Annotated in this window: 23 protein-coding genes; 16 read left to right on the plus strand and 7 right to left on the minus strand. The window is 40.7% G+C overall.

Annotated features, from left to right (window positions below; genetic code table 11):
- Positions 1-304 (plus strand): JAB domain-containing protein (locus ACKPEB_RS01530; RefSeq protein ID WP_408963007.1); only part of this gene is annotated, 304 nt, incomplete at its 5' end.
- Positions 305-316: 12 nt separating this feature from the next.
- Here the strand turns inward: ACKPEB_RS01530 and ACKPEB_RS01535 are convergent.
- On the minus strand, positions 317-1,258 hold the full coding sequence (locus ACKPEB_RS01535; protein WP_408963008.1) for an Hpt domain-containing protein: 942 nt from the start codon (positions 1,256-1,258) through the stop codon (positions 317-319).
- Between the two features lie 732 nt (positions 1,259-1,990).
- Here ACKPEB_RS01535 and ACKPEB_RS01540 point away from each other — a divergent pair.
- Complete coding sequence (locus ACKPEB_RS01540; RefSeq protein WP_408963009.1) at positions 1,991-3,094, plus strand: tyrosine-type recombinase/integrase; 1,104 nt, start codon at positions 1,991-1,993, stop codon at positions 3,092-3,094.
- Here the strand turns inward: ACKPEB_RS01540 and ACKPEB_RS01545 are convergent, their stop codons facing one another.
- From ACKPEB_RS01545 to ACKPEB_RS01565, 5 genes are all read right to left on the minus strand, one after another.
- Positions 3,095-5,785 carry a VapE domain-containing protein gene (locus ACKPEB_RS01545; RefSeq protein WP_408963010.1) on the minus strand — a complete coding sequence of 897 codons (2,691 nt, stop codon included), beginning with the start codon at positions 5,783-5,785 and terminating at the stop codon, positions 3,095-3,097.
- A gap of 82 nt (positions 5,786-5,867) precedes the next feature.
- A complete protein-coding gene (locus tag ACKPEB_RS01550) occupies positions 5,868-6,992 on the minus strand; it encodes a hypothetical protein (RefSeq protein ID WP_408963011.1) in 1,125 nt (374 codons plus the stop codon).
- Positions 6,993-7,004: 12 nt separating this feature from the next.
- Positions 7,005-7,448 carry an ASCH domain-containing protein gene (locus ACKPEB_RS01555; RefSeq protein ID WP_408963012.1) on the minus strand — a complete coding sequence of 148 codons (444 nt, stop codon included), beginning with the start codon at positions 7,446-7,448 and terminating at the stop codon, positions 7,005-7,007.
- Positions 7,442-7,621 carry a hypothetical protein gene (locus tag ACKPEB_RS01560; RefSeq protein ID WP_408963013.1) on the minus strand — a complete coding sequence of 60 codons (180 nt, stop codon included), beginning with the start codon at positions 7,619-7,621 and terminating at the stop codon, positions 7,442-7,444. Before ACKPEB_RS01560 ends, ACKPEB_RS01555 begins: the two co-directional genes overlap by 7 nt.
- A 95-nt stretch (positions 7,622-7,716) precedes the next feature.
- Complete coding sequence (locus tag ACKPEB_RS01565; RefSeq protein ID WP_408963014.1) at positions 7,717-7,983, minus strand: hypothetical protein; 267 nt, start codon at positions 7,981-7,983, stop codon at positions 7,717-7,719.
- 566 nt (positions 7,984-8,549) lie between these two features.
- Here ACKPEB_RS01565 and ACKPEB_RS01570 point away from each other — a divergent pair.
- The 11 genes from ACKPEB_RS01570 (at position 8,550) to ACKPEB_RS01620 (ending at position 13,132) form a co-directional block, all read left to right on the plus strand.
- Entirely contained in the window at positions 8,550-8,819 is a 270-nt protein-coding gene (locus tag ACKPEB_RS01570; protein ID WP_408963015.1) for a helix-turn-helix domain-containing protein, read from the plus strand.
- A gap of 481 nt (positions 8,820-9,300) precedes the next feature.
- Positions 9,301-9,477, plus strand: coding sequence for a hypothetical protein (locus ACKPEB_RS01575; RefSeq protein ID WP_408963016.1), 177 nt, complete (start codon positions 9,301-9,303; stop codon positions 9,475-9,477).
- 10 nt (positions 9,478-9,487) lie between these two features.
- Positions 9,488-9,760, plus strand: coding sequence for a hypothetical protein (locus ACKPEB_RS01580; RefSeq protein WP_408963017.1), 273 nt, complete (start codon positions 9,488-9,490; stop codon positions 9,758-9,760).
- A 4-nt stretch (positions 9,761-9,764) separates the two neighbouring features.
- A complete protein-coding gene (locus ACKPEB_RS01585) occupies positions 9,765-10,028 on the plus strand; it encodes a hypothetical protein (RefSeq protein WP_408963018.1) in 264 nt (87 codons plus the stop codon).
- On the plus strand, positions 10,018-10,392 hold the full coding sequence (locus tag ACKPEB_RS01590; protein WP_408967472.1) for a hypothetical protein: 375 nt from the start codon (positions 10,018-10,020) through the stop codon (positions 10,390-10,392). The genes ACKPEB_RS01585 and ACKPEB_RS01590 overlap by 11 nt, the downstream gene beginning before the upstream one ends.
- Before the next feature lie 296 nt (positions 10,393-10,688).
- A complete protein-coding gene (locus ACKPEB_RS01595) occupies positions 10,689-11,084 on the plus strand; it encodes a hypothetical protein (RefSeq protein ID WP_408963020.1) in 396 nt (131 codons plus the stop codon).
- Positions 11,085-11,157: 73 nt separating this feature from the next.
- Positions 11,158-11,403, plus strand: coding sequence for a hypothetical protein (locus tag ACKPEB_RS01600; RefSeq protein ID WP_408963021.1), 246 nt, complete (start codon positions 11,158-11,160; stop codon positions 11,401-11,403).
- Between the two features lie 107 nt (positions 11,404-11,510).
- On the plus strand, positions 11,511-12,026 hold the full coding sequence (locus ACKPEB_RS01605) for a hypothetical protein (protein ID WP_408963022.1): 516 nt from the start codon (positions 11,511-11,513) through the stop codon (positions 12,024-12,026).
- A gap of 4 nt (positions 12,027-12,030) precedes the next feature.
- Positions 12,031-12,537 carry a hypothetical protein gene (locus tag ACKPEB_RS01610; protein ID WP_408963023.1) on the plus strand — a complete coding sequence of 169 codons (507 nt, stop codon included), beginning with the start codon at positions 12,031-12,033 and terminating at the stop codon, positions 12,535-12,537.
- 2 nt (positions 12,538-12,539) lie between these two features.
- Positions 12,540-12,788 (plus strand): hypothetical protein, encoded by a 249-nt coding sequence (locus tag ACKPEB_RS01615; RefSeq protein ID WP_408963024.1) that lies wholly within the window; start codon positions 12,540-12,542, stop codon positions 12,786-12,788.
- On the plus strand, positions 12,776-13,132 hold the full coding sequence (locus ACKPEB_RS01620) for a hypothetical protein (protein ID WP_408963025.1): 357 nt from the start codon (positions 12,776-12,778) through the stop codon (positions 13,130-13,132). The genes ACKPEB_RS01615 and ACKPEB_RS01620 overlap by 13 nt, the downstream gene beginning before the upstream one ends.
- A 78-nt stretch (positions 13,133-13,210) precedes the next feature.
- Here ACKPEB_RS01620 and ACKPEB_RS01625 read toward each other — a convergent pair whose 3' ends face one another.
- Positions 13,211-14,158: a hypothetical protein gene (locus ACKPEB_RS01625; RefSeq protein ID WP_408963026.1), complete on the minus strand. Its 948-nt coding sequence runs from the start codon at positions 14,156-14,158 to the stop codon at positions 13,211-13,213.
- A 29-nt stretch (positions 14,159-14,187) separates the two neighbouring features.
- On the opposite strand from ACKPEB_RS01625, the gene ACKPEB_RS01630 reads away from it, so the two are divergent.
- The 3 genes from ACKPEB_RS01630 to ACKPEB_RS01640 are packed head-to-tail and all read left to right on the plus strand — an operon-like array spanning position 14,188 to position 16,780.
- Positions 14,188-14,721, plus strand: coding sequence for a hypothetical protein (locus ACKPEB_RS01630; protein WP_408963027.1), 534 nt, complete (start codon positions 14,188-14,190; stop codon positions 14,719-14,721).
- Positions 14,722-15,654, plus strand: a complete 933-nt coding sequence (locus ACKPEB_RS01635) for a hypothetical protein (protein WP_408963028.1) — start codon at positions 14,722-14,724, stop codon at positions 15,652-15,654.
- Position 15,655: 1 nt separating this feature from the next.
- Complete coding sequence (locus tag ACKPEB_RS01640; RefSeq protein ID WP_408963029.1) at positions 15,656-16,780, plus strand: hypothetical protein; 1,125 nt, start codon at positions 15,656-15,658, stop codon at positions 16,778-16,780.
- Positions 16,781-16,796: the final 16 nt, after the last annotated feature.

Raw genomic sequence — 16,796 nt, forward strand, 5'->3', positions numbered from 1 at the left:
GAAACATCGCCTCTTAGGGACTCAAGTGATTACCATTGGAACTGCAACGGAAACCATTGCTCATCCCCGCGATATTTTTCGAGAAGTGTTGAAAAGTGGCGCCACACGGGTGATCATTGCCCATAATCACCCATCTGGGAATGTCGAACCCAGTTCAGAAGACATTAATTTAACTCGTCAACTGTTACAAGGAGCGCAATTTTTATCCATTCCCCTTTTAGATCATATTATTTTAGGGAATGGCAATTATCTGAGTTTACGCACGACAACATCCTTATGGGAAGAACATCCTCAAAATGAGTAAATTTTCTATTTTTTAGGATTTAATATGCTTAATTAACAGTTGAGCGATCGCTTGTAATTGCTGCTTATTAAACGTTTTTAACAGCACTTTAACCACCTCTTTCGGATCAGCCGGAATCGTAATTTCTTGAGCCGTAGGTTTAGTGGCTGTTTTACCGCCTGCCAAAGCTGATAAGGTTGCACTAGGGGAAATAGTATTTGCTTTTCCCGCTTGTAGAAGTTCCGCTCCTTGCTTCAACTCATTAATAACTGGATTCGCTAAAACTTTAAAAGAATTTTTAGGATTAGCGATCGCACCATAAGCCGTTTTAACTAATGTCTGCCAAGATTCAACTCCGACCCCAATTTTCGTTAATCGAGCGCACAAACCTGCCAATTGTTTTCGGCTTTCTGGAGATTCTGCTTGTTTGAAGCCTTGCAACATTGGTTTAAGAACCGTCATCACTTGATTGACAGCACCAGCAACCGCAGAAGTTCCAGCCGCTGGTGCAGGAGTCGCTGGGGTTGCTGCCCCACTCATCAAACCTTTTAAGTGGTTTTCTAACTTATCATATAGGGGAAGAGAAGCTTGCAGAATTTTCTCCCCCATGTCTTCTGAAAGCCCTGCTGGACTCGCTGCACGATCAATTAAATTTTTCAGCACTTCAAACCCTTTCGTATAGAGGGTTTGGGTTGCACCATCAATTTTAAGCGGTGTGTCCTTCACCATCTTAAAACAATCTTCCAAGCGTTTAGACACTTTATTAATGCTTGTCAGACTGGGCATTTTGTCCATCAACATCGCTGCGGCTCCTTTAATGGAATGAGCAGCCCGATAAATCGCCGTTACACGCTCCCGGTCTGAATCCGCCATGATGGCAGGTAGCTCTGTTAGTCCCGTTTGCAGGGTCTCAAGACGCTCCTCAGCCTCTTCCATGAAGATAGCAAAGATCTTTTGGTCTTGGTTTGTTGGCACAGCAGCCCTCCTAAACCCTTATCATTATCAACAGAGCGTGTTTAAACTAAGTCTTGTCGCCCCGCCCTGAATTTTTGATGGCTGGGGAAATCACAAATTCCACCCAGTGGCAACTGACTCCTGAATCTTAATTTAACCCAAGATTATCCCTTTTCTTCCAGAGCTAAGATTTTTTTCAATTCCATTCAGGAATTAAAAACCCCTACACCGTAGATAGGGTAGAGGTTTAACCCTCTAACTAAATATAGCCATCTTCTGTCAGTCTCGGAGAAGTAAAATTAGAAAATAAACCAGATGGGTAGCTAGAAGGGAGGCTGTCATTGGGATTAGAAATTAAGGTTAAATCGCCTGCCATTCCCCAGCCCCATCAACGGAGCATTATGATCAGGGATTTGATTGTGTCTGGGAAACCGTGAACTTGAATAGGTTGGGATAAATGCGGTTTGATGTGCATTTGACGCGCGCACATCAAATAGACATCAAATTAAGACATCAATCTATCCCTATAGCAAAGGATTCTCCATCAACTAGAAACCCCTACACCGTATATAGCGTAAGGGTTTTAAAGACTGACTAGATGTGGTGTTTTCTAAAGCGGGTGGCGGGAATCGAACCCGCATTAATAGCTTGGAAGGCTATCGTATCAAAAAGTTGTAAGTCTTTTGTAATAAGAAGTCTGATGGTCAGATAAAATTGACAAAAAGATTTTTTGAACAGTCTTTGAACAGTTTTATGACGATCACTCCTTCAAAAAATGGGCTTTACATCAAAATTAAATTTCAGGTTGGCGGCATAACTTATCAGTTCACCCCAATCAAAAAAGGACTATGGGACAATCAAAGCGATCGCTCTGAAGCAGAACGGATCGCCCGATGGATTGAGAAGGATTTAGAATTTGGGGAATTTGATCCAACGTTGGCAAAATATAAACCTCATAAACCTCAAAGGCATCAAGCCAAAAGGGAGACGTTACAGGAGGTCTGGGATGCTTATGTAACTTATAAACAGAAGGCTTGGAGACCTGGAACAAGAGAATACATGAAGGGCTTGGGGAAATTTATTTATAAATGCCCTCATCAAGATTTAGATGCTTTAAAGGTTCGTGAGTGGCTTCTCAATCAATCGGGAACGACAGAAAGCATGGCTAAACGAACATTAACCCATTTGAATGCAGCCATTAAGTTTGGAATAAAACATGGGTTGATTCAGTTAGCTGCCTCTCCTTTTGATGGATTGGCATCAGATTTGAAGCACAAATATGAAATTGAATCAATCCCGATGGTTTTATCAGTTGAGGAAAAAACACAGGTTTTAGAAGCCTTCAAAAATCATCAAGGGAACTGGAATGGGAGGGGTTACACCGGATACAAATACAGCTTTTATTACCCCTATGTAGCTACCCTGTTTTTAACGGGTAGACGACCGGAAGAGGTTGTGCAGTGGGAATGGCAGATGATTAAGAAAACTTATATTGCCATCCCTGGAGCTATTACAAAAACTGGGAGAGATGGCAAATTTCCTGTATACCCAGAACTGTTAGAGGTTTTTGAGGGGATACAGAGGGATGGTGATGATTTGATTTTTAAGTCTGTTAAGGGCAAGCCCCTACACTATGGACGGTTTTCTCAGGACGTTTGGGATAAAGTTGTTGACCCATTATTTCCAGGCCGGAACTTTACCCCACGATGCGCCCGTGACACTTTCATTACAGAACAGATTTTTCTACACGGGCGTTCCGAAAGTTTGGTGGCTAAGTGGTGCGATACATCCCCCAGTGAAATTCGGCGTCGATATTTGGGGGATGCCGAAACCTATGATTTGCATCCAGGCTCATAACTATCCCACCCAAGAATCATATTTACAGATTTCGTCAAGGGTTGGATTTCGCTCAAGTGCAGCAACGATGAGATCCATATTTTTACCAAAAAAACTCTCGGATTCCAGAAGCCATTGGGCTTTGTTCTTGTCTCTTTTCGCTATCGCTTCTTTGATTAACCGTGTAACGTCTTCAATGGTGGTGAAGTGATACTTACCCTCACGGATGTCGTTGCGGGAGATGTAAATATTCCTGTGCGTTTCCCACATACCCAATCTTGCTTCTGTTAATTGATATGGTGTCCCGTTGGCATCAAACAGAATTTCTCCTGCTTTGAGTTTGTCAAAGTCAATCTGTTCTGATTGCGAAGTAATATTTTTTTCGTTTTTAGGTGGATCGCTGGATCGTGTGGGTTGAAAGTCCGACTGTGATGGGGAAGGAGGGCGATCCATCCCATCCTGAGATGATCCACCCCCCTGATCCACTACCGGATCCTTTTGGGGTTGAGTCGCTTGAGAAGAAATTTCTGGACAACGATAACCCCGTGGGCGCTTTCCATCAATACTTAATCGGCAGGGTTCCCATTTAAGGCGTAGAACAGCCGCCTTGATTTGTTGTTCTACGGTTTTTAAGATTTGCGGGTTGGATACTTCAAAACCAAGGGAGACAACGAAGTCTAAGAGTTCCCGTGTTGTGACCTGGGTTTTGTCTAAAAGATAGTCTTCAATCTCGTTTTGAATAAATGAATGAACCTGGAAGTTTTCGTTTGCCGACTCGGATTGCTGTTGTTGGTCAGAATCTAGCCACCAGGTTTCACCGGATTTGTACAATTCGACGGCGGCACCCCAAATCTGATCTCGTTCAGCTTGCAGTAACTCCAGGGGGATTCGTTTACTCACGGGAATCACCCAGTACCGTCGGCTTCCTGTAGGGTCAAACAAGATTTCTTGCGGGTTTGCCGTCCCAACAATGATGGATTGCCGTTGCATCTTGACGGCTTTTCTTGCATAGGGGGGACGAATTTGATCCTCACGAGTTGAGAGGAAAGATTTGATAGCTCCCGCCGCTTTCTTACTGGTGATTTTTTCTAATTCTGCCCATTCAAGGAACCAGTTTTGATGGAGTTTGAGGCGCTCGTCTTTTTCCTTAAAATCCCCCATGTCGTCGCAAAAATAAGTTTCACCCGACAGAACTTTAAAAAAGCTACTTTTCCCTATCCCTTGACCTTTGGATTGAAGGATCAAAGTATTGTCCTGTTGACATCCTGGTTCGTAAATTCGGGCTACCGCAGCGATTAACATTTTGCGGACATAGGTTTGATAAATGGGTTCATTATTCCCAAAGTATCTCTCGGCTATGTTGTCTAAAATACGGGTGTCTTTATGCTTCTTGTTGCACGCCTCAAGGTAGTCTTTGATGGGGTTGTAAGCGTTGTTTTTGGCAATTTTAAAGATGACCCCTTCAAGTTGGCTACTTCCTAATCTCCTACTACCTACTTTCAATTCCAATCCTAATTCCAGGGCTAGGTCTAATTCCAAGCATTCAAGGTCTAGGGTTTTCCCGTCAAGCTCAATATCATGGTTCATCAAATTAAGCCTAATTCTATTGCCGATAATCCGTTTAGCTTTCTCAAAAGCTTTAACTAATCCGGGGGTTTTCTTGAAGTCTGATTCTGATTCTTGAGAAGCTTCTGTAGTGTCCTGCCCTTCACTATTGGACTTTCTACCGTTGCCGTTTTCACTGCCGTTACTGTTCCGTTTTTTCCAAGATTTGATGCAGTTTTCAATGGCATCTTCGGTCAATGTTGCTGTGGGGTTGACCTTTTCGGCACTTTTCCAGATTGTTTCCCGTTCCTTACCGTTAATTGGTGGTGAGCAGCGATCGCAAAATTGATCATAGAGTTGTCGGGCAGTACCACTGAATCTAATCCCTGAATTCCCAAGATAACTTTCAACTCCAATTAACCCTCTGGCTAATTTGGCTCCTGAATCGTTGCGATTACCTTGGGTTGCTCCTGAATCTATTAATCCTCTTTCTGTAAGGCTGAGGCAATGATAAAGGGGGATTTCATCATAAAAATCAGCCACAAAGCTAAAAGAATTTGGCTCTTGTAAAGCCTGTTCAATTGGTGTGGGTTCGGATTGTGACTCAATGACAAGCATTTGCTCAATAACCCATACTGGGGCTTGAGCAATGGGGGTGTTTTGAATGGAATTTAACCATTTATAACTACCCGTTTCGGGGTGAACACTGGGAGGTAAAACAGATTGGCAACCGTTCCAGCGTAATTCAAGTAATACTTCTTTGTCGTCGGTTACAACTCCGGTTTTCAGTTTTTTGGTGGTAACATCTCCCCAATATTCTTGGGGGACTTGATAGAGGTATTGTGCTCTACCTTCCTTTCCACTAGAAAAACTGACGGTAGGGGGTAATCCTCCTAAATCTATGGCCAATTTGTGGGCAGCATCTCCATCACAATCAACGGCAACAATTCCACCACTGGGAGAGCCTGTTAGGAGTCCATAACCTTTAGCTTTTCCAGATTTAATTTCTTTAATTAATTCTGGACTGTCAGGGCTATATCCTGTGTGTTGCCATCCGGTTAAATAGGGGGCTTTGAAGCCGTTTACTGGGGTTAAAAGAAAGTGTTGGGGAAGTTCTTTTAATCCATTGAGTAGTGTTTCTTTGAGGGTTGAAGTCTTTGTAGTCATAATGTTATAATCCTAATAGTAATTACATTTTTCCTACTCTGGTTTGTAGCTTCCTCCCCCTCAAAAGAGGGGGATATTCTTTTTACAGGCACTTATCAAGAAAAGCGATGATGAATTTTTCACGCATTTGTTGAGATAAATCTAAGTCATCCATTTCACTCAAGGTTTTCTCAACAAGTTTGTCTAGTTCGTTGTTTATGGCTTTAGGGATATACGTTACTAATTCCATCTCTTTCAACAATTCTTTTAACAGTTGTCTTTTCTGCCCCCAATCCAATTTCTTTAAATCAATATCTAGTGGAGCTTCAGTTACGGCATCATTGCTAACAACATTTTCTGGTGTAATCTCGGTTGCTTCAACATCAATAACATCAACTAGCTGTTGCTCCTCAATAATTTTTTCGATTTCTTCCCAATGAAATTCTAAAACCGTTTTAAGTTCAACGTCTTCTAATAGAACCGTTGCTAAAAGTTTTTTAGGTTGAACATTGATTACTTTTGCTTTTTGATCTTGATATTCCTGAAGCCAACTACAGTAAGGCTTTATGGTAACTAAATCCCCTTCTTCTAAATTATCTGAGGGATTGCTGTTCTGTTTTTGAATCGGACATTTTGAAACAAATTTTACGGGACGTTCACCTATGGACATTCCCGAAAATGTTTGTAGTTTAACGATACCGTCTGCTATTTTGACAACCCGTCCGTATTTATAACCCTTGAGTTCTACATCAGACCATTCAACAATATCGCCCTTCTTAATTGTATTTGCCTTGGTTTCTTTAACCTTCTGTTGAACATCCTTGAATCGGACATTTTGATGTTGATCGGTTTCAGCTAAAGTTTTCATTTCCTCTACAACTTCAGTGGGGGTTGAGGGCTTTGCAAGCTGAAAGATAATACTAGGGTTGAATTTAGCCAGGGCGGGATTCTGCTTGATTAGTTTAGCGGTGTTGATGAAATTATGGATTGTGTCCTGAGAGCATTTAACGGGTAATTCATACTGGCAAAACCATAGAAATTTACCATGACCTAATTCTTTTTTTGCCTTTATTAAGGCTTCACCAGCTTCTAAGATTCCTTCTGAAGCTTTACGGGAGCCAGTAAGAAATCTTTCTGCACAATCTTTACTAATTGTTGCTTCTTTCTCGGTGAGCAAGCTGTAATATTCACGTTTATTGGTTGGCTCTGTAACGATTGCTGCGGTCATAATTTCTCCTGTTTAAACTAAAGTTGAAATTCCGAAAATTTTCGGAATTTGATTATCGGGAAAATTCCACAATCCCTGCTTTCCTGAAACGTCGGGAATATACATTGTTTGAACGTCTTCAAATTTCCAGGCATAACGACCTTCCCCCCATCCCCCAACCATTCGTTCTAAGTTGTTCGGGGTGAAGGAATTTGTCGGAACACAATCAACAATATTGACCTGACAAATGATTGCGCCTAACGGGTAATCCGTGATGGGTAAAAGCAGGTTGCCAATCACTGGAAATTTACGGGAAAGATGTTCAATCAGATATTTTTCATCATCCCCAAGGGGACGTTTTGCGGCATGGATTAAGAGCGGCTCCCGACGGTTGGTTGACCAAGAACGGGTTTCAAATTCCTTGATGCCGAGTGCGATAAAGGTGGCGTAGGGTTGCCATAGGGTTAAAGTCAACATTGAAATCCTTGAGTAACTGGGTAACGATCCGGCCCCCTTGAAAAACGATCCAGTAGTTGGGCGATCGCTTGAGGAGAAGCACCGAGGAGAAAACGCCATATCGGTTGTTGTATAAGGATTGTGGGGTTTTCTGAGGGTGCGACTCCGGGTTGAAAAAAATCAAAAATGTGCAATTTTCATTTTTTTCGTGTTTTTAGTGGATCGCTGGATCGTGGGGGTTAAAAGTCCGACTGTGAGGGAGAAGGAACGCGATCCGGCCCCCTGGGGACTAGGATGGGGGTTGGATCGTTTGATTCTGAGGGCGGGGGTAAATCTGAATCAGTTTGATTTGGGGCAGCGGTTTAACGGTTGGTTTCGGACGCTCTACAAAACGTTTAGCAGTACGCCCTCGGATAATTGCTTCAATCCATGACTTCTTCTTATGCGGGCTCTGACCTGATGCGTCTATATCTTCCGGGGTCAGATTGAGTTCACGTTTGGCAATTCGTTGTAGTTCGGCTAAAGATTTGGCTCTTAAATCTAATGATGAGGTCATCGTCTTCCGTCTCCTGGTTTGACTGTTTCTTCTGCTGGTGGAGGTGTGGCAACGGCACGGCCAGAACCTCGGTTAAACATTGAAAAAAAGGCGAAAAGGCTTAGGGATAGGCACAAAACCAATCCACAGGTTCCGATTACAACGGGAATAAAACATTGATAATTGTTCATGCACAAAACGAGGGGTTAACCCCCTGCTGGGTAAAGACCTTCTGGTGTAGGCACTCCTGAATTGATAGATTGAGCGAAAGTTTTTGAAAGAACCCTGGGGAGTTTCACCCCAGGTTTTGCTATGACTTATTGTGTTTGTTCAGTAGTGGAAGAAGAGATCGATTTTCTTTTTACATAGGCACGTCCTCGCACTCGATACAGCATGGATGTGGTAACGGTCGGTTTATCCGCAAAACTGCCTAAAACACAGGGTTTGGGCGGTATTGACGTTAGCCGTAAAATCAACTCATAAGCTAAATCCGCTCAGGAAACCCCCACGCTTAGTCACCTTGGGGGAGCTATGTTGTTGTTTACCGAGGTAGACAAAATTTTCTAGTGCTTAATGACTAGACATTTTTGTCTAATGCAGCTATGATAAAACACAAGACTTCAAAAAGTCAAGACAATAACAATTCAGAGGAGGGCGCTAAATTGTCTCAGGCTGTAAAGCAAATGAGAGCAGATTTAGGGCTAACCCAAGATGAATTCGGGGAAATTTTTGACGTTAAAGGTCGAACAGTTTCACGATGGGAAAACGGTGAAGCTCCTGATTTTTTCAAAAAGCTCTCTGCTCTCCGTGACAACCTAAAAAAAATAGGAAAAAACCTTGAAGATTACTTAATTTAATTAAGGAGGTAAAGCTAGTAGCCACGATGGTAAACCAAACTTTTACATGGGATGTTTTACCGCTAAAAATGGGAAGCTTACTTTTTACATTCATCCTTATAACGGTGGAGAAACCTTATTAGTTGAGTGTACTGGCAATGAATTAAAAATTGATTACCAACTCCCTGAAGGTATTGAGGTTCATCACAAATAAAAGTGTTTTGAAAGTAAGAGCATTAAGGGAGGACAAGAGTTAATTTTCTCCCTTTTTATTTTCAGCCTATTAGGGTGTTGTGATAGTTCAAATTATTGAGGAGGAATTCATGTCTAAGCGAATGACTATGGCTCAAAGAATTAACCGAAAAAAGAAAAAGGGTAAAAAAATCCCTGGAACTTCTTTCTGTAGTACATACTATATGGGTTCTGCCCTAACGAAGAAAATATTTAAGTAGACAAAGGGATGTTGCGATAGTTCAAATTATTGAGGAGGAGCAAAACAGAAATGTTTGACTGTAACACTGATTCAGAGGGAGTTAACCCTAAAAAATTTAAAGAGCAAACCAGCGATTATATTGACGCTCTAAACCAATTCTTAGAAGAGGAACAGTTAGATATTCCGAATGAGCAGAAATTGGAAGAGGTTATGGAATTGTTAACCGAAGTCGTTGATTATTTGTGAGGGATTAACCATGTTAACAGACAGACAAATTGTTGCAATGCACCTACTAGCAAACACAATTAGCAATGAAGCTGATTTAGTATTCATGGCGCGGAGCGATAGAGGCACAGAAAAAATAATTAACTATGCCTTGATGTGTGCTGATAAGTTCTTAAGATGTTCGTCTGAATCCGAAACATCAACCCCGGAACTTGTTAGCCAACTTCAACTGAATAATCAAAAATTGCAACAGATTAACGATGTGTTGGATGCCCAATTCCTAGAGTCAACATCAGGAGATTAACCCAGTGATTGACAACGAAGATTATCTAGGAATTACCGCTTTAGCTCTATCCCGTTTAGCTGAAGATTTCGTTAAAAGCCGTGTTCCTGAAGACGTTAAACCTGTTCTATCTTCTTACATCACCAAGGCTACCAGCGATTGGTCAAGAGAAAACAGTAAAGGCACAAAACAATGGTTTTTGGAGCAGGTTAAATCGTCAATCAATGAATCTGTTAATTGGACACAAAAACGGAAATACGAATGGAGAGCCAGTAATCATGGACGTTGAACAAATGACATTAGAACAACAGCATCAGCCAAAAGGTGAAAACTGGGAAGTTAAGTATAACGCGCTGAAAAAAGACTTTGATTACATCCAAACGGTTCTTGATGAACAAAGCAGCTTAAATGTTGAATTGTCAAATCAAGTCAAGAAACTTGAAAAAAAGTTATCGGGTTGTAACTCAGCCTTGCTTGAGTTGGAAATTAAATTCAGAGCCATTAATTCAATTTGCAAAGTTACAGGAGAGACTCAGTTAACTCATGCCCAGCGAAAAGCGTTGGCTTGGGTTCAACAAAGCATCTTGTCTGAAGTCACCAAAGAGGAGGGGGCGGCTGACCCCATCCCTTTTAACTTTTACGACCAGTTTTGAGGAAACGATCCGGCCCCCTTTATAGTCTCAGGGGGGCCGGATCGCGTTCTTTCTCTTACACAGTCGGACTTTCAACCCCCACGATCCAGCGATCCACTAAAAACACAAAAAAAATGAAAATTGCACATTTCATAATTCTACTCACTAAGGTTTACCTTCCATAAAAAGCTGTAACTCTTGCAAATCATAAGTTTCAGCATTTCTCAGCAAAATACAGTGATGATGCAATTTTGAAAATTTTTGAGAAAAGGCTGGATCACTGGATCACTGGATCAAAAATTTAGAGGATGTGAATCATGCCAATGGATTTAAGTCGATACCCTAAAAATTGGAAAGCGATCGCACTCCAGATTAAAGAAGCCGCCGATTGGCATTGCGAAAATTGTCAGCGCCCCTGCCGTCGCCCCGGTGAATCTTGGGATGAGTTGGAAAAACGGGTTGAGAACAACTGGAAAGTTTACGAGGAAATTGATACAGAGGAATTCGGAGTTGTGGAGGTTCCGAAATTTAATCGATTTACCCTCACCGTCGCCCATCTTAATCACAATCCGATGGATTGCCGACGGGAAAATTTAAAGGCGTTATGCAGCGTTTGCCACCTTAGATATGATGCCCGTCATCATGCCCATTCTCGTTCTGGCAATCAATTGCGGCGGAGGGAAACTGTCGGGCAACTAAAGTTATTTTCTTAAACTGAAAAGCGGCTAGTACCACTCTTTATGAACTAGCCGCTTATTTCTTACCCCACTGTCATGAGGTATTTCTATGTTGACACAACAACTGGAACCTTTAATAGAAAAATTAATGGAACGTCATAAAACCGGAATTTTATACCCTGGTGAATTTGGATATGTCAGTTTAGCATCTCGGTTAATTTCAGAAGAAATTAGTAATTGGTTTGAGGCAAACGGTGTTATTAAAAAAATTCCAAAATTATCAGCCCAAACATGGGTAAGAAGACATTGCCCCGACTGGGTAATAGCAGCATTAAATCAAAGACTTAATAATTAATTTTTTTACTCAATTGCGTAAACATTATAGACCCTCCAGTACGGAGGGTTTTATATTCAGTACGGAAAACAAAATTCGCGTACTGACCCTTTACGGAGCCTTACGAAATGGATGATACGGTTTACGCACCTCAAGAAATCGCAGATATTACCGGGGTAAGTGTTGCCCATTTAACCCGTGCCAAAGATGGGCCGATAGCAAGAATTTTAGAAACCTATCATTGGGAGCAAGAAAGACTTTCCCCTGACGGAAAATCTTTAACTGAATATGGTATTGACATCCTAGAAAACTATTTACGAGAAGTTGGAAAAAAAGGAAACGGTTTGACTTATGAACAATGGCAAAAAATACAACGGGAGAAACATCAACCCTCAGCCATTGTAAATATTGAGCAACCTTTAATTCCTGTAGAAACTTACACCCCAAACGATGAAAAATGGGAGCAATATTTAGCACCGTTTAGTTTGAGTCAGGAATTACAAAGCTGGGCAAGTCAACAATCAAACGTTAGCTATCAAAAAACGTTGGATTTGTTTAGACAAGCAATCACGATTCCTACGGTTAAAGCTATCAATGATGGCAGAAACGAGCTTAAAGAAGTTTTGAAAAATTTAGGAGTTTAAACCAATGGGGTTACTAGGTCTGTTTAATAAAGATCAAAAATCATCCAGTTCTGCGCCTGGCTTTGACACCAATTTTGATGTAGGAAATACATCTATTAATGGACAGCAATACAACTGGGGAAGCTATATGAAAGGGGATTTCAGTAGCTTTAAAAAGATTACCCCTGAAGAAGTAGAAGCGGCGGAAATAACAGCTAAGGAAATGACCCAACAGGTCGGATTGTACAGCCGGAAAAATTCAGCCGAAACTCAATCTTTAGAATCGGTTCGACGGATTCACAATACAGAACAAGTTCACACCCGCAAAAGATTAGATGAAGTCGTACAAGCACGCGGACAAGCAGTTAAAACTCAGGAGCATTTAGCTCAATCTGTTCAGCCAACATTGCATGAACAAAACGAGCGTTTGGGACTTGCTCAAGAAAAAGGACAACGAAAAATCGCCATGATTAGTGAACACTATGAGCGGCGCCGTTCTGACCTTGAAAAACTGCGGAGCAACTGGGGGTAAATATGCTGACCAAAGCTAAAACAACAGACATGGCAACGCTAGGATTGGCATCTTTTAACATCAGTCTATTGGTTCATAACCTAGTGGCAGATTGGAGAGTTACCTTAATATTGGTGTCGGGTTCCTTCCCGGTAGCTTTAATATTTTTGGTTGCCAATGAAGAGGGAAAAAATTCAAGCTTTAACCAACTGGTTATTTTAAATTGTCTGATTTGTTCGGTTTTGGGAGCCTTAATGACATGGATGATTTGAAGCCAGATCGTTTGATTTCTTGGGGGATTTTATGTAGTGCTGTGTTTACGATTACCGGAATTGCGATCGCTCCCAAATCACCTGTTAAATCCGTGTCAATTCCGGTTTCTGCAACGGTGGCGTCAACTTTTGCAATTTGGGCATACCGAAGAAATCAGCCCAACAAAAATGTTGAACTTTATCTGAAATTTGCCCAAGAATTGCAAGATAATAAATTTGCAGATTCACTGACAACAGAAGAAATTATTAGTCAGAAATCGCAGGAAATTGAGTTAACAGCAAAACTTGCTAAACTTGAGGAAATACGGCTAGATACTCAAGCGCGGTTGGCTGAATTCGATTAACGGCGGTCAGTGAATTTGTACAAAATCAAAGGGTAGGCAAAACGCCTACCTTTTTCAAATTCCGAAAATTTTCGGAATTTAAAACCCACCAAGGGTGAAGGTTCCCCCAACTAACGGGTCAGCGTTGGGGGTATAGCCCGTAATAATTGCGGTATCAAAGGCGTTTGTATTGGGGTTTAAGGCTACGAACCGCCCCATACATTGATTAAAATTAGGTTTAAAAGTTAATTCCCCCCCAGTCGCGCTATTGATTTCAGCCATCCAACTATCTTGGGTTAGTCTGCCCATTAAGTTGTTCGGCAGTGAAGCTGATTCAGGATTGATTAAGTCACTAGCAATGTCCGTAAGTACCCGCACAAGTTTTAGCGGGTGAATCAATTGCAGAACGATCATTGAGCCGTATAGTCCAGTAGGTGCATTAACCATGATTTTTAATTCTTCACCAGGCGTGAAACAGTCGAAGCTGACGGCTTTAAATCCTGTTACTCCTTGATCACTATTAAAAAGTCTGCTGATATTGTCCTGATAAGTTGTTGTACTAAACTCAGTTAAATCATTGTCGTCAACAGGTAAAAAATTTCCTCCGGTTGGAAAATGCAAAGATACTTGAATTGGAAAATAAGGCATTGTTGGTACTCCTATTTGATAATTGATTCTGGATTCAGACCGAACTGTTACATTGATCGTTGCCGCACTTGAACTTAGGGCGGTTAATTTAATTCCTCCATCATTGTTGTCAGACCAAATATCGTTATAGTTCAATTCAAAAATCGGGGCGGTTTGCCCATCCCAAAAGAGTTGAATCGTGCTCTCTGGGGTCACGTTTTTTACGATTATTTCTCGTAATTGGGGGTCAACAGTCCTGTCTACAACCAATCGTTCCTTTTCTGGTTCAATCGCTACCGATGCTCCTTGACAATAGCGAAATTGTGGGAAACCGCCACCTGAAAACTTAATACTGGATAACGCTTCAATTAAGGCTGTTAAGTCTGAGTTATTAGTTGATGGTGAATTTGATATAGGCATTATAATTAATATAGTTTTAGGTCAATTATATGCTTCTTTCAGCACCCGGAGTTTACCCGGATTTTACAACAGAGGAACATTTGGAAGAGCTATTGTTATCAATGGCTTGGAAGATTTTAGATTTACAATTATCTGCATCTAACACCGAGGGGGTTGATATTATCAACGCAACCTCCGACGATGAAACCCGCAGAACTAATATTACGTTTAACAATATTGAAGGTTCAATTCAAGATGGGGTTTTAGTTTGCAAAAATTACTTTCCTAGCTTCACTTTTCAGTCTGGCACGGGAAGTTACCCATTTAACAGACTCGGAACTCAAGGAATCGTTAATGCTTTTATTCATTTATTGATTTATCAACAATCCAAAGAGCTTGACGGAACCCTTAACGATAATGAAGCTGCTTTATATTGCAAATATAGTTTGACCCACACTTCAACACAAGGAAGCATTAATCCAATTGTTGTTAGCGCATCAATGGATAATTACCCTTTGATTTATGCCTATTCAAATGGAAGTCAGAATAAAAAAGCGAAACCCTATTTAGGAATCACTGCTTAAATGGAGATTATAAGCCAAACATTTAAAGGGGTAATTCCTCCAACGCGAATCGACCATAACAACGGCGATGGACGAATTGTTTCTATCGTTGATTGGGCCGACATTGCTGATAAGCACAGACCATCTTCAGGAGAAAATGTTCAATTTGAATTCGTACTAGAATATTTAACAGTTAGCTGTTTTTTCCCAACGTTGCTTAAAATTCCTGCGACTTCCTATCCTCAATTTTCAGTAGGGGAAAGAGAATTACAAAAAGCAGCAAAAACAGTAGAATTTAAAAGAAATTTTCCCCCAGACAAAAATTATTCTGTTCAGTTTTTACTTTGGAATTGGTATAACAACTCTTGGAGAGGGCAACATTTTGATCGAGATTACTTTTTTAATGCGGGGATGGAAAATAGAATAAATTTAATCAAACCTTATCTTGTAGCGGTAGGAGACACGATTTTTGGCGATATACAACACAAATTAGGAATTTCAATTGCTCCACGATACTTAAAAGAAGGGGATTATTTAGAAATTAGCGGCGGGTATTCGGGATCAGTATCATATTTGTGGGAGCCACCACAGATTGAATTAATTGAAGGCGCAACTGGGTCACAAGACATTACAAATACTTCAGTTAAAGTTTTGAATTCAAACCACAAAAGAGCGGTGCTTTACGTTCAAAATGCAGGAAACGTCAGAGTTTATTTTAAGTTTTCTTCTGTTGATGAATGGTATCAACCATATTTTCCCTTATTAGCTGAATCGGCTCCGTTTTTAGAACCAGGGCAAAATCTGACTTATGAACACGGAAAGCTTTTTTTTAATGGAGGAAATAATAAAGATAATTTACTACAAAAATATGCAAATACTTTTTGCAAATTACCGTTATATGCGGTCTGTAATGGAAATTCTAAATTAGTCTATCAAGAATTAGTTTTTCAATAAAATGCCAAATAGAACAGAAACAAGAGTAGAAGGAGGCACGGAAGGTTTAACTCTAGGAGTTGACGCAGGGTCTTTTAGTGCATCAATTTCTTCTAGTGGAATTTTAACTTTAGGAATAGGAATTGCAGAGGTTGAATTTAATATAAAAAATCCCAATGAAAGCACGCTTAGTTACGCATTTGGATTATACCGAATTGAAGGCGAACAACAAGGATGTACGGTGATTCTGCGATATTATATTGCAGATCAATTAACCCAAACAGAAACCCGAACTGTACCAGAATGTGAAGAGCCAGAACCGGAACCAGAACCGGAACCAGAACCAGAACCGGAACCCCCCCCTACTCCTGAACCCTCCCCAGAACCTAACCCATCCCCAAATGGAAGTAAAAACAAACCTTTTTGTGGATTTTTACTATTTGATTATCAATATTTTTATTCTAATAATAAAAGCAGCGGATGGGTAATTCATAGAACAAAAATTAAAAGATTAAACCTTCATAATGATCCGCTCTTTGACGCTTGGGAGATTACGGAAACAATTGATAATTGGAATATTTATATCGCCCCTGGTAACAAAATCGTAAAAGAATTATTTTGCTATAAAATCGATGGCTTAAGAGATCATCCCTCTTACTCTTATTGGGCAGGTGGGCATTTTATAAATGGAAAATCAATCAAGCCTTATGCTAAATATTTTGGGACTTGGAATGAAGGAATGCCAGTTTCTTTTGTCAACTTGCCCCCTGTAGGAAGCGCAAGTATTGGGGGTACATATTTACACGCAGTATTTTTAGTGGGAGATGAACAAATAGCCTATTGGTACGGGGAAACAAGACTATGGAAGGTTTTTAGTCAAAGCCCAGGATTCCAAACAGAAACACTTAAAGAATACTATTATACTGATAGTGGCGATTATATTTATGGATCGAGAACTGCGTCAAGATCAGATCCAGCAATGAACAGTATTAGCACGGGGAGTGCAACAACTGCATACACTCTTATTGATATTATTAATCTATATGATGTTGCCCCATCTAATCCAGCTAAAAATTCACCCCCATTCAGAGGAGATGTTGACGATATGGACGACGAAAAATGTTGCTGTGATTTAATTAAAAACTAGCCAAGTATCAAGGGCT

This window comes from Planktothrix sp., assembly GCF_046067725.1.
Taxonomy (GTDB): domain Bacteria; phylum Cyanobacteriota; class Cyanobacteriia; order Cyanobacteriales; family Microcoleaceae; genus Planktothrix.

Excerpts from the sequence above, each read along its gene's own strand:
- ACKPEB_RS01590 (WP_408967472.1), top strand. The coding sequence starts at position 10,018 with ATGGACGTTGAACAAATGACATTAGAACAACAGCATCAGCCAAAAGGT.
- ACKPEB_RS01620 (WP_408963025.1), top strand. The coding sequence starts at position 12,776 with ATGGATGATTTGAAGCCAGATCGTTTGATTTCTTGGGGGATTTTATGT.
- ACKPEB_RS01580 (WP_408963017.1), top strand. The coding sequence starts at position 9,488 with ATGTTAACAGACAGACAAATTGTTGCAATGCACCTACTAGCAAACACA.
- ACKPEB_RS01635 (WP_408963028.1), top strand. The coding sequence starts at position 14,722 with ATGGAGATTATAAGCCAAACATTTAAAGGGGTAATTCCTCCAACGCGA.
- ACKPEB_RS01575 (WP_408963016.1), top strand. The coding sequence starts at position 9,301 with ATGTTTGACTGTAACACTGATTCAGAGGGAGTTAACCCTAAAAAATTT.
- ACKPEB_RS01550 (WP_408963011.1), bottom strand. The coding sequence starts at position 6,992 with ATGACCGCAGCAATCGTTACAGAGCCAACCAATAAACGTGAATATTAC.
- ACKPEB_RS01610 (WP_408963023.1), top strand. The coding sequence starts at position 12,031 with ATGGGGTTACTAGGTCTGTTTAATAAAGATCAAAAATCATCCAGTTCT.
- ACKPEB_RS01540 (WP_408963009.1), top strand. The coding sequence starts at position 1,991 with ATGACGATCACTCCTTCAAAAAATGGGCTTTACATCAAAATTAAATTT.
- ACKPEB_RS01615 (WP_408963024.1), top strand. The coding sequence starts at position 12,540 with ATGCTGACCAAAGCTAAAACAACAGACATGGCAACGCTAGGATTGGCA.
- ACKPEB_RS01555 (WP_408963012.1), bottom strand. The coding sequence starts at position 7,448 with ATGTTGACTTTAACCCTATGGCAACCCTACGCCACCTTTATCGCACTC.
- ACKPEB_RS01565 (WP_408963014.1), bottom strand. The coding sequence starts at position 7,983 with ATGACCTCATCATTAGATTTAAGAGCCAAATCTTTAGCCGAACTACAA.
- ACKPEB_RS01545 (WP_408963010.1), bottom strand. The coding sequence starts at position 5,785 with ATGACTACAAAGACTTCAACCCTCAAAGAAACACTACTCAATGGATTA.
- ACKPEB_RS01605 (WP_408963022.1), top strand. The coding sequence starts at position 11,511 with ATGGATGATACGGTTTACGCACCTCAAGAAATCGCAGATATTACCGGG.
- ACKPEB_RS01640 (WP_408963029.1), top strand. The coding sequence starts at position 15,656 with ATGCCAAATAGAACAGAAACAAGAGTAGAAGGAGGCACGGAAGGTTTA.
- ACKPEB_RS01630 (WP_408963027.1), top strand. The coding sequence starts at position 14,188 with ATGCTTCTTTCAGCACCCGGAGTTTACCCGGATTTTACAACAGAGGAA.
- ACKPEB_RS01595 (WP_408963020.1), top strand. The coding sequence starts at position 10,689 with ATGCCAATGGATTTAAGTCGATACCCTAAAAATTGGAAAGCGATCGCA.
- ACKPEB_RS01625 (WP_408963026.1), bottom strand. The coding sequence starts at position 14,158 with ATGCCTATATCAAATTCACCATCAACTAATAACTCAGACTTAACAGCC.
- ACKPEB_RS01600 (WP_408963021.1), top strand. The coding sequence starts at position 11,158 with ATGTTGACACAACAACTGGAACCTTTAATAGAAAAATTAATGGAACGT.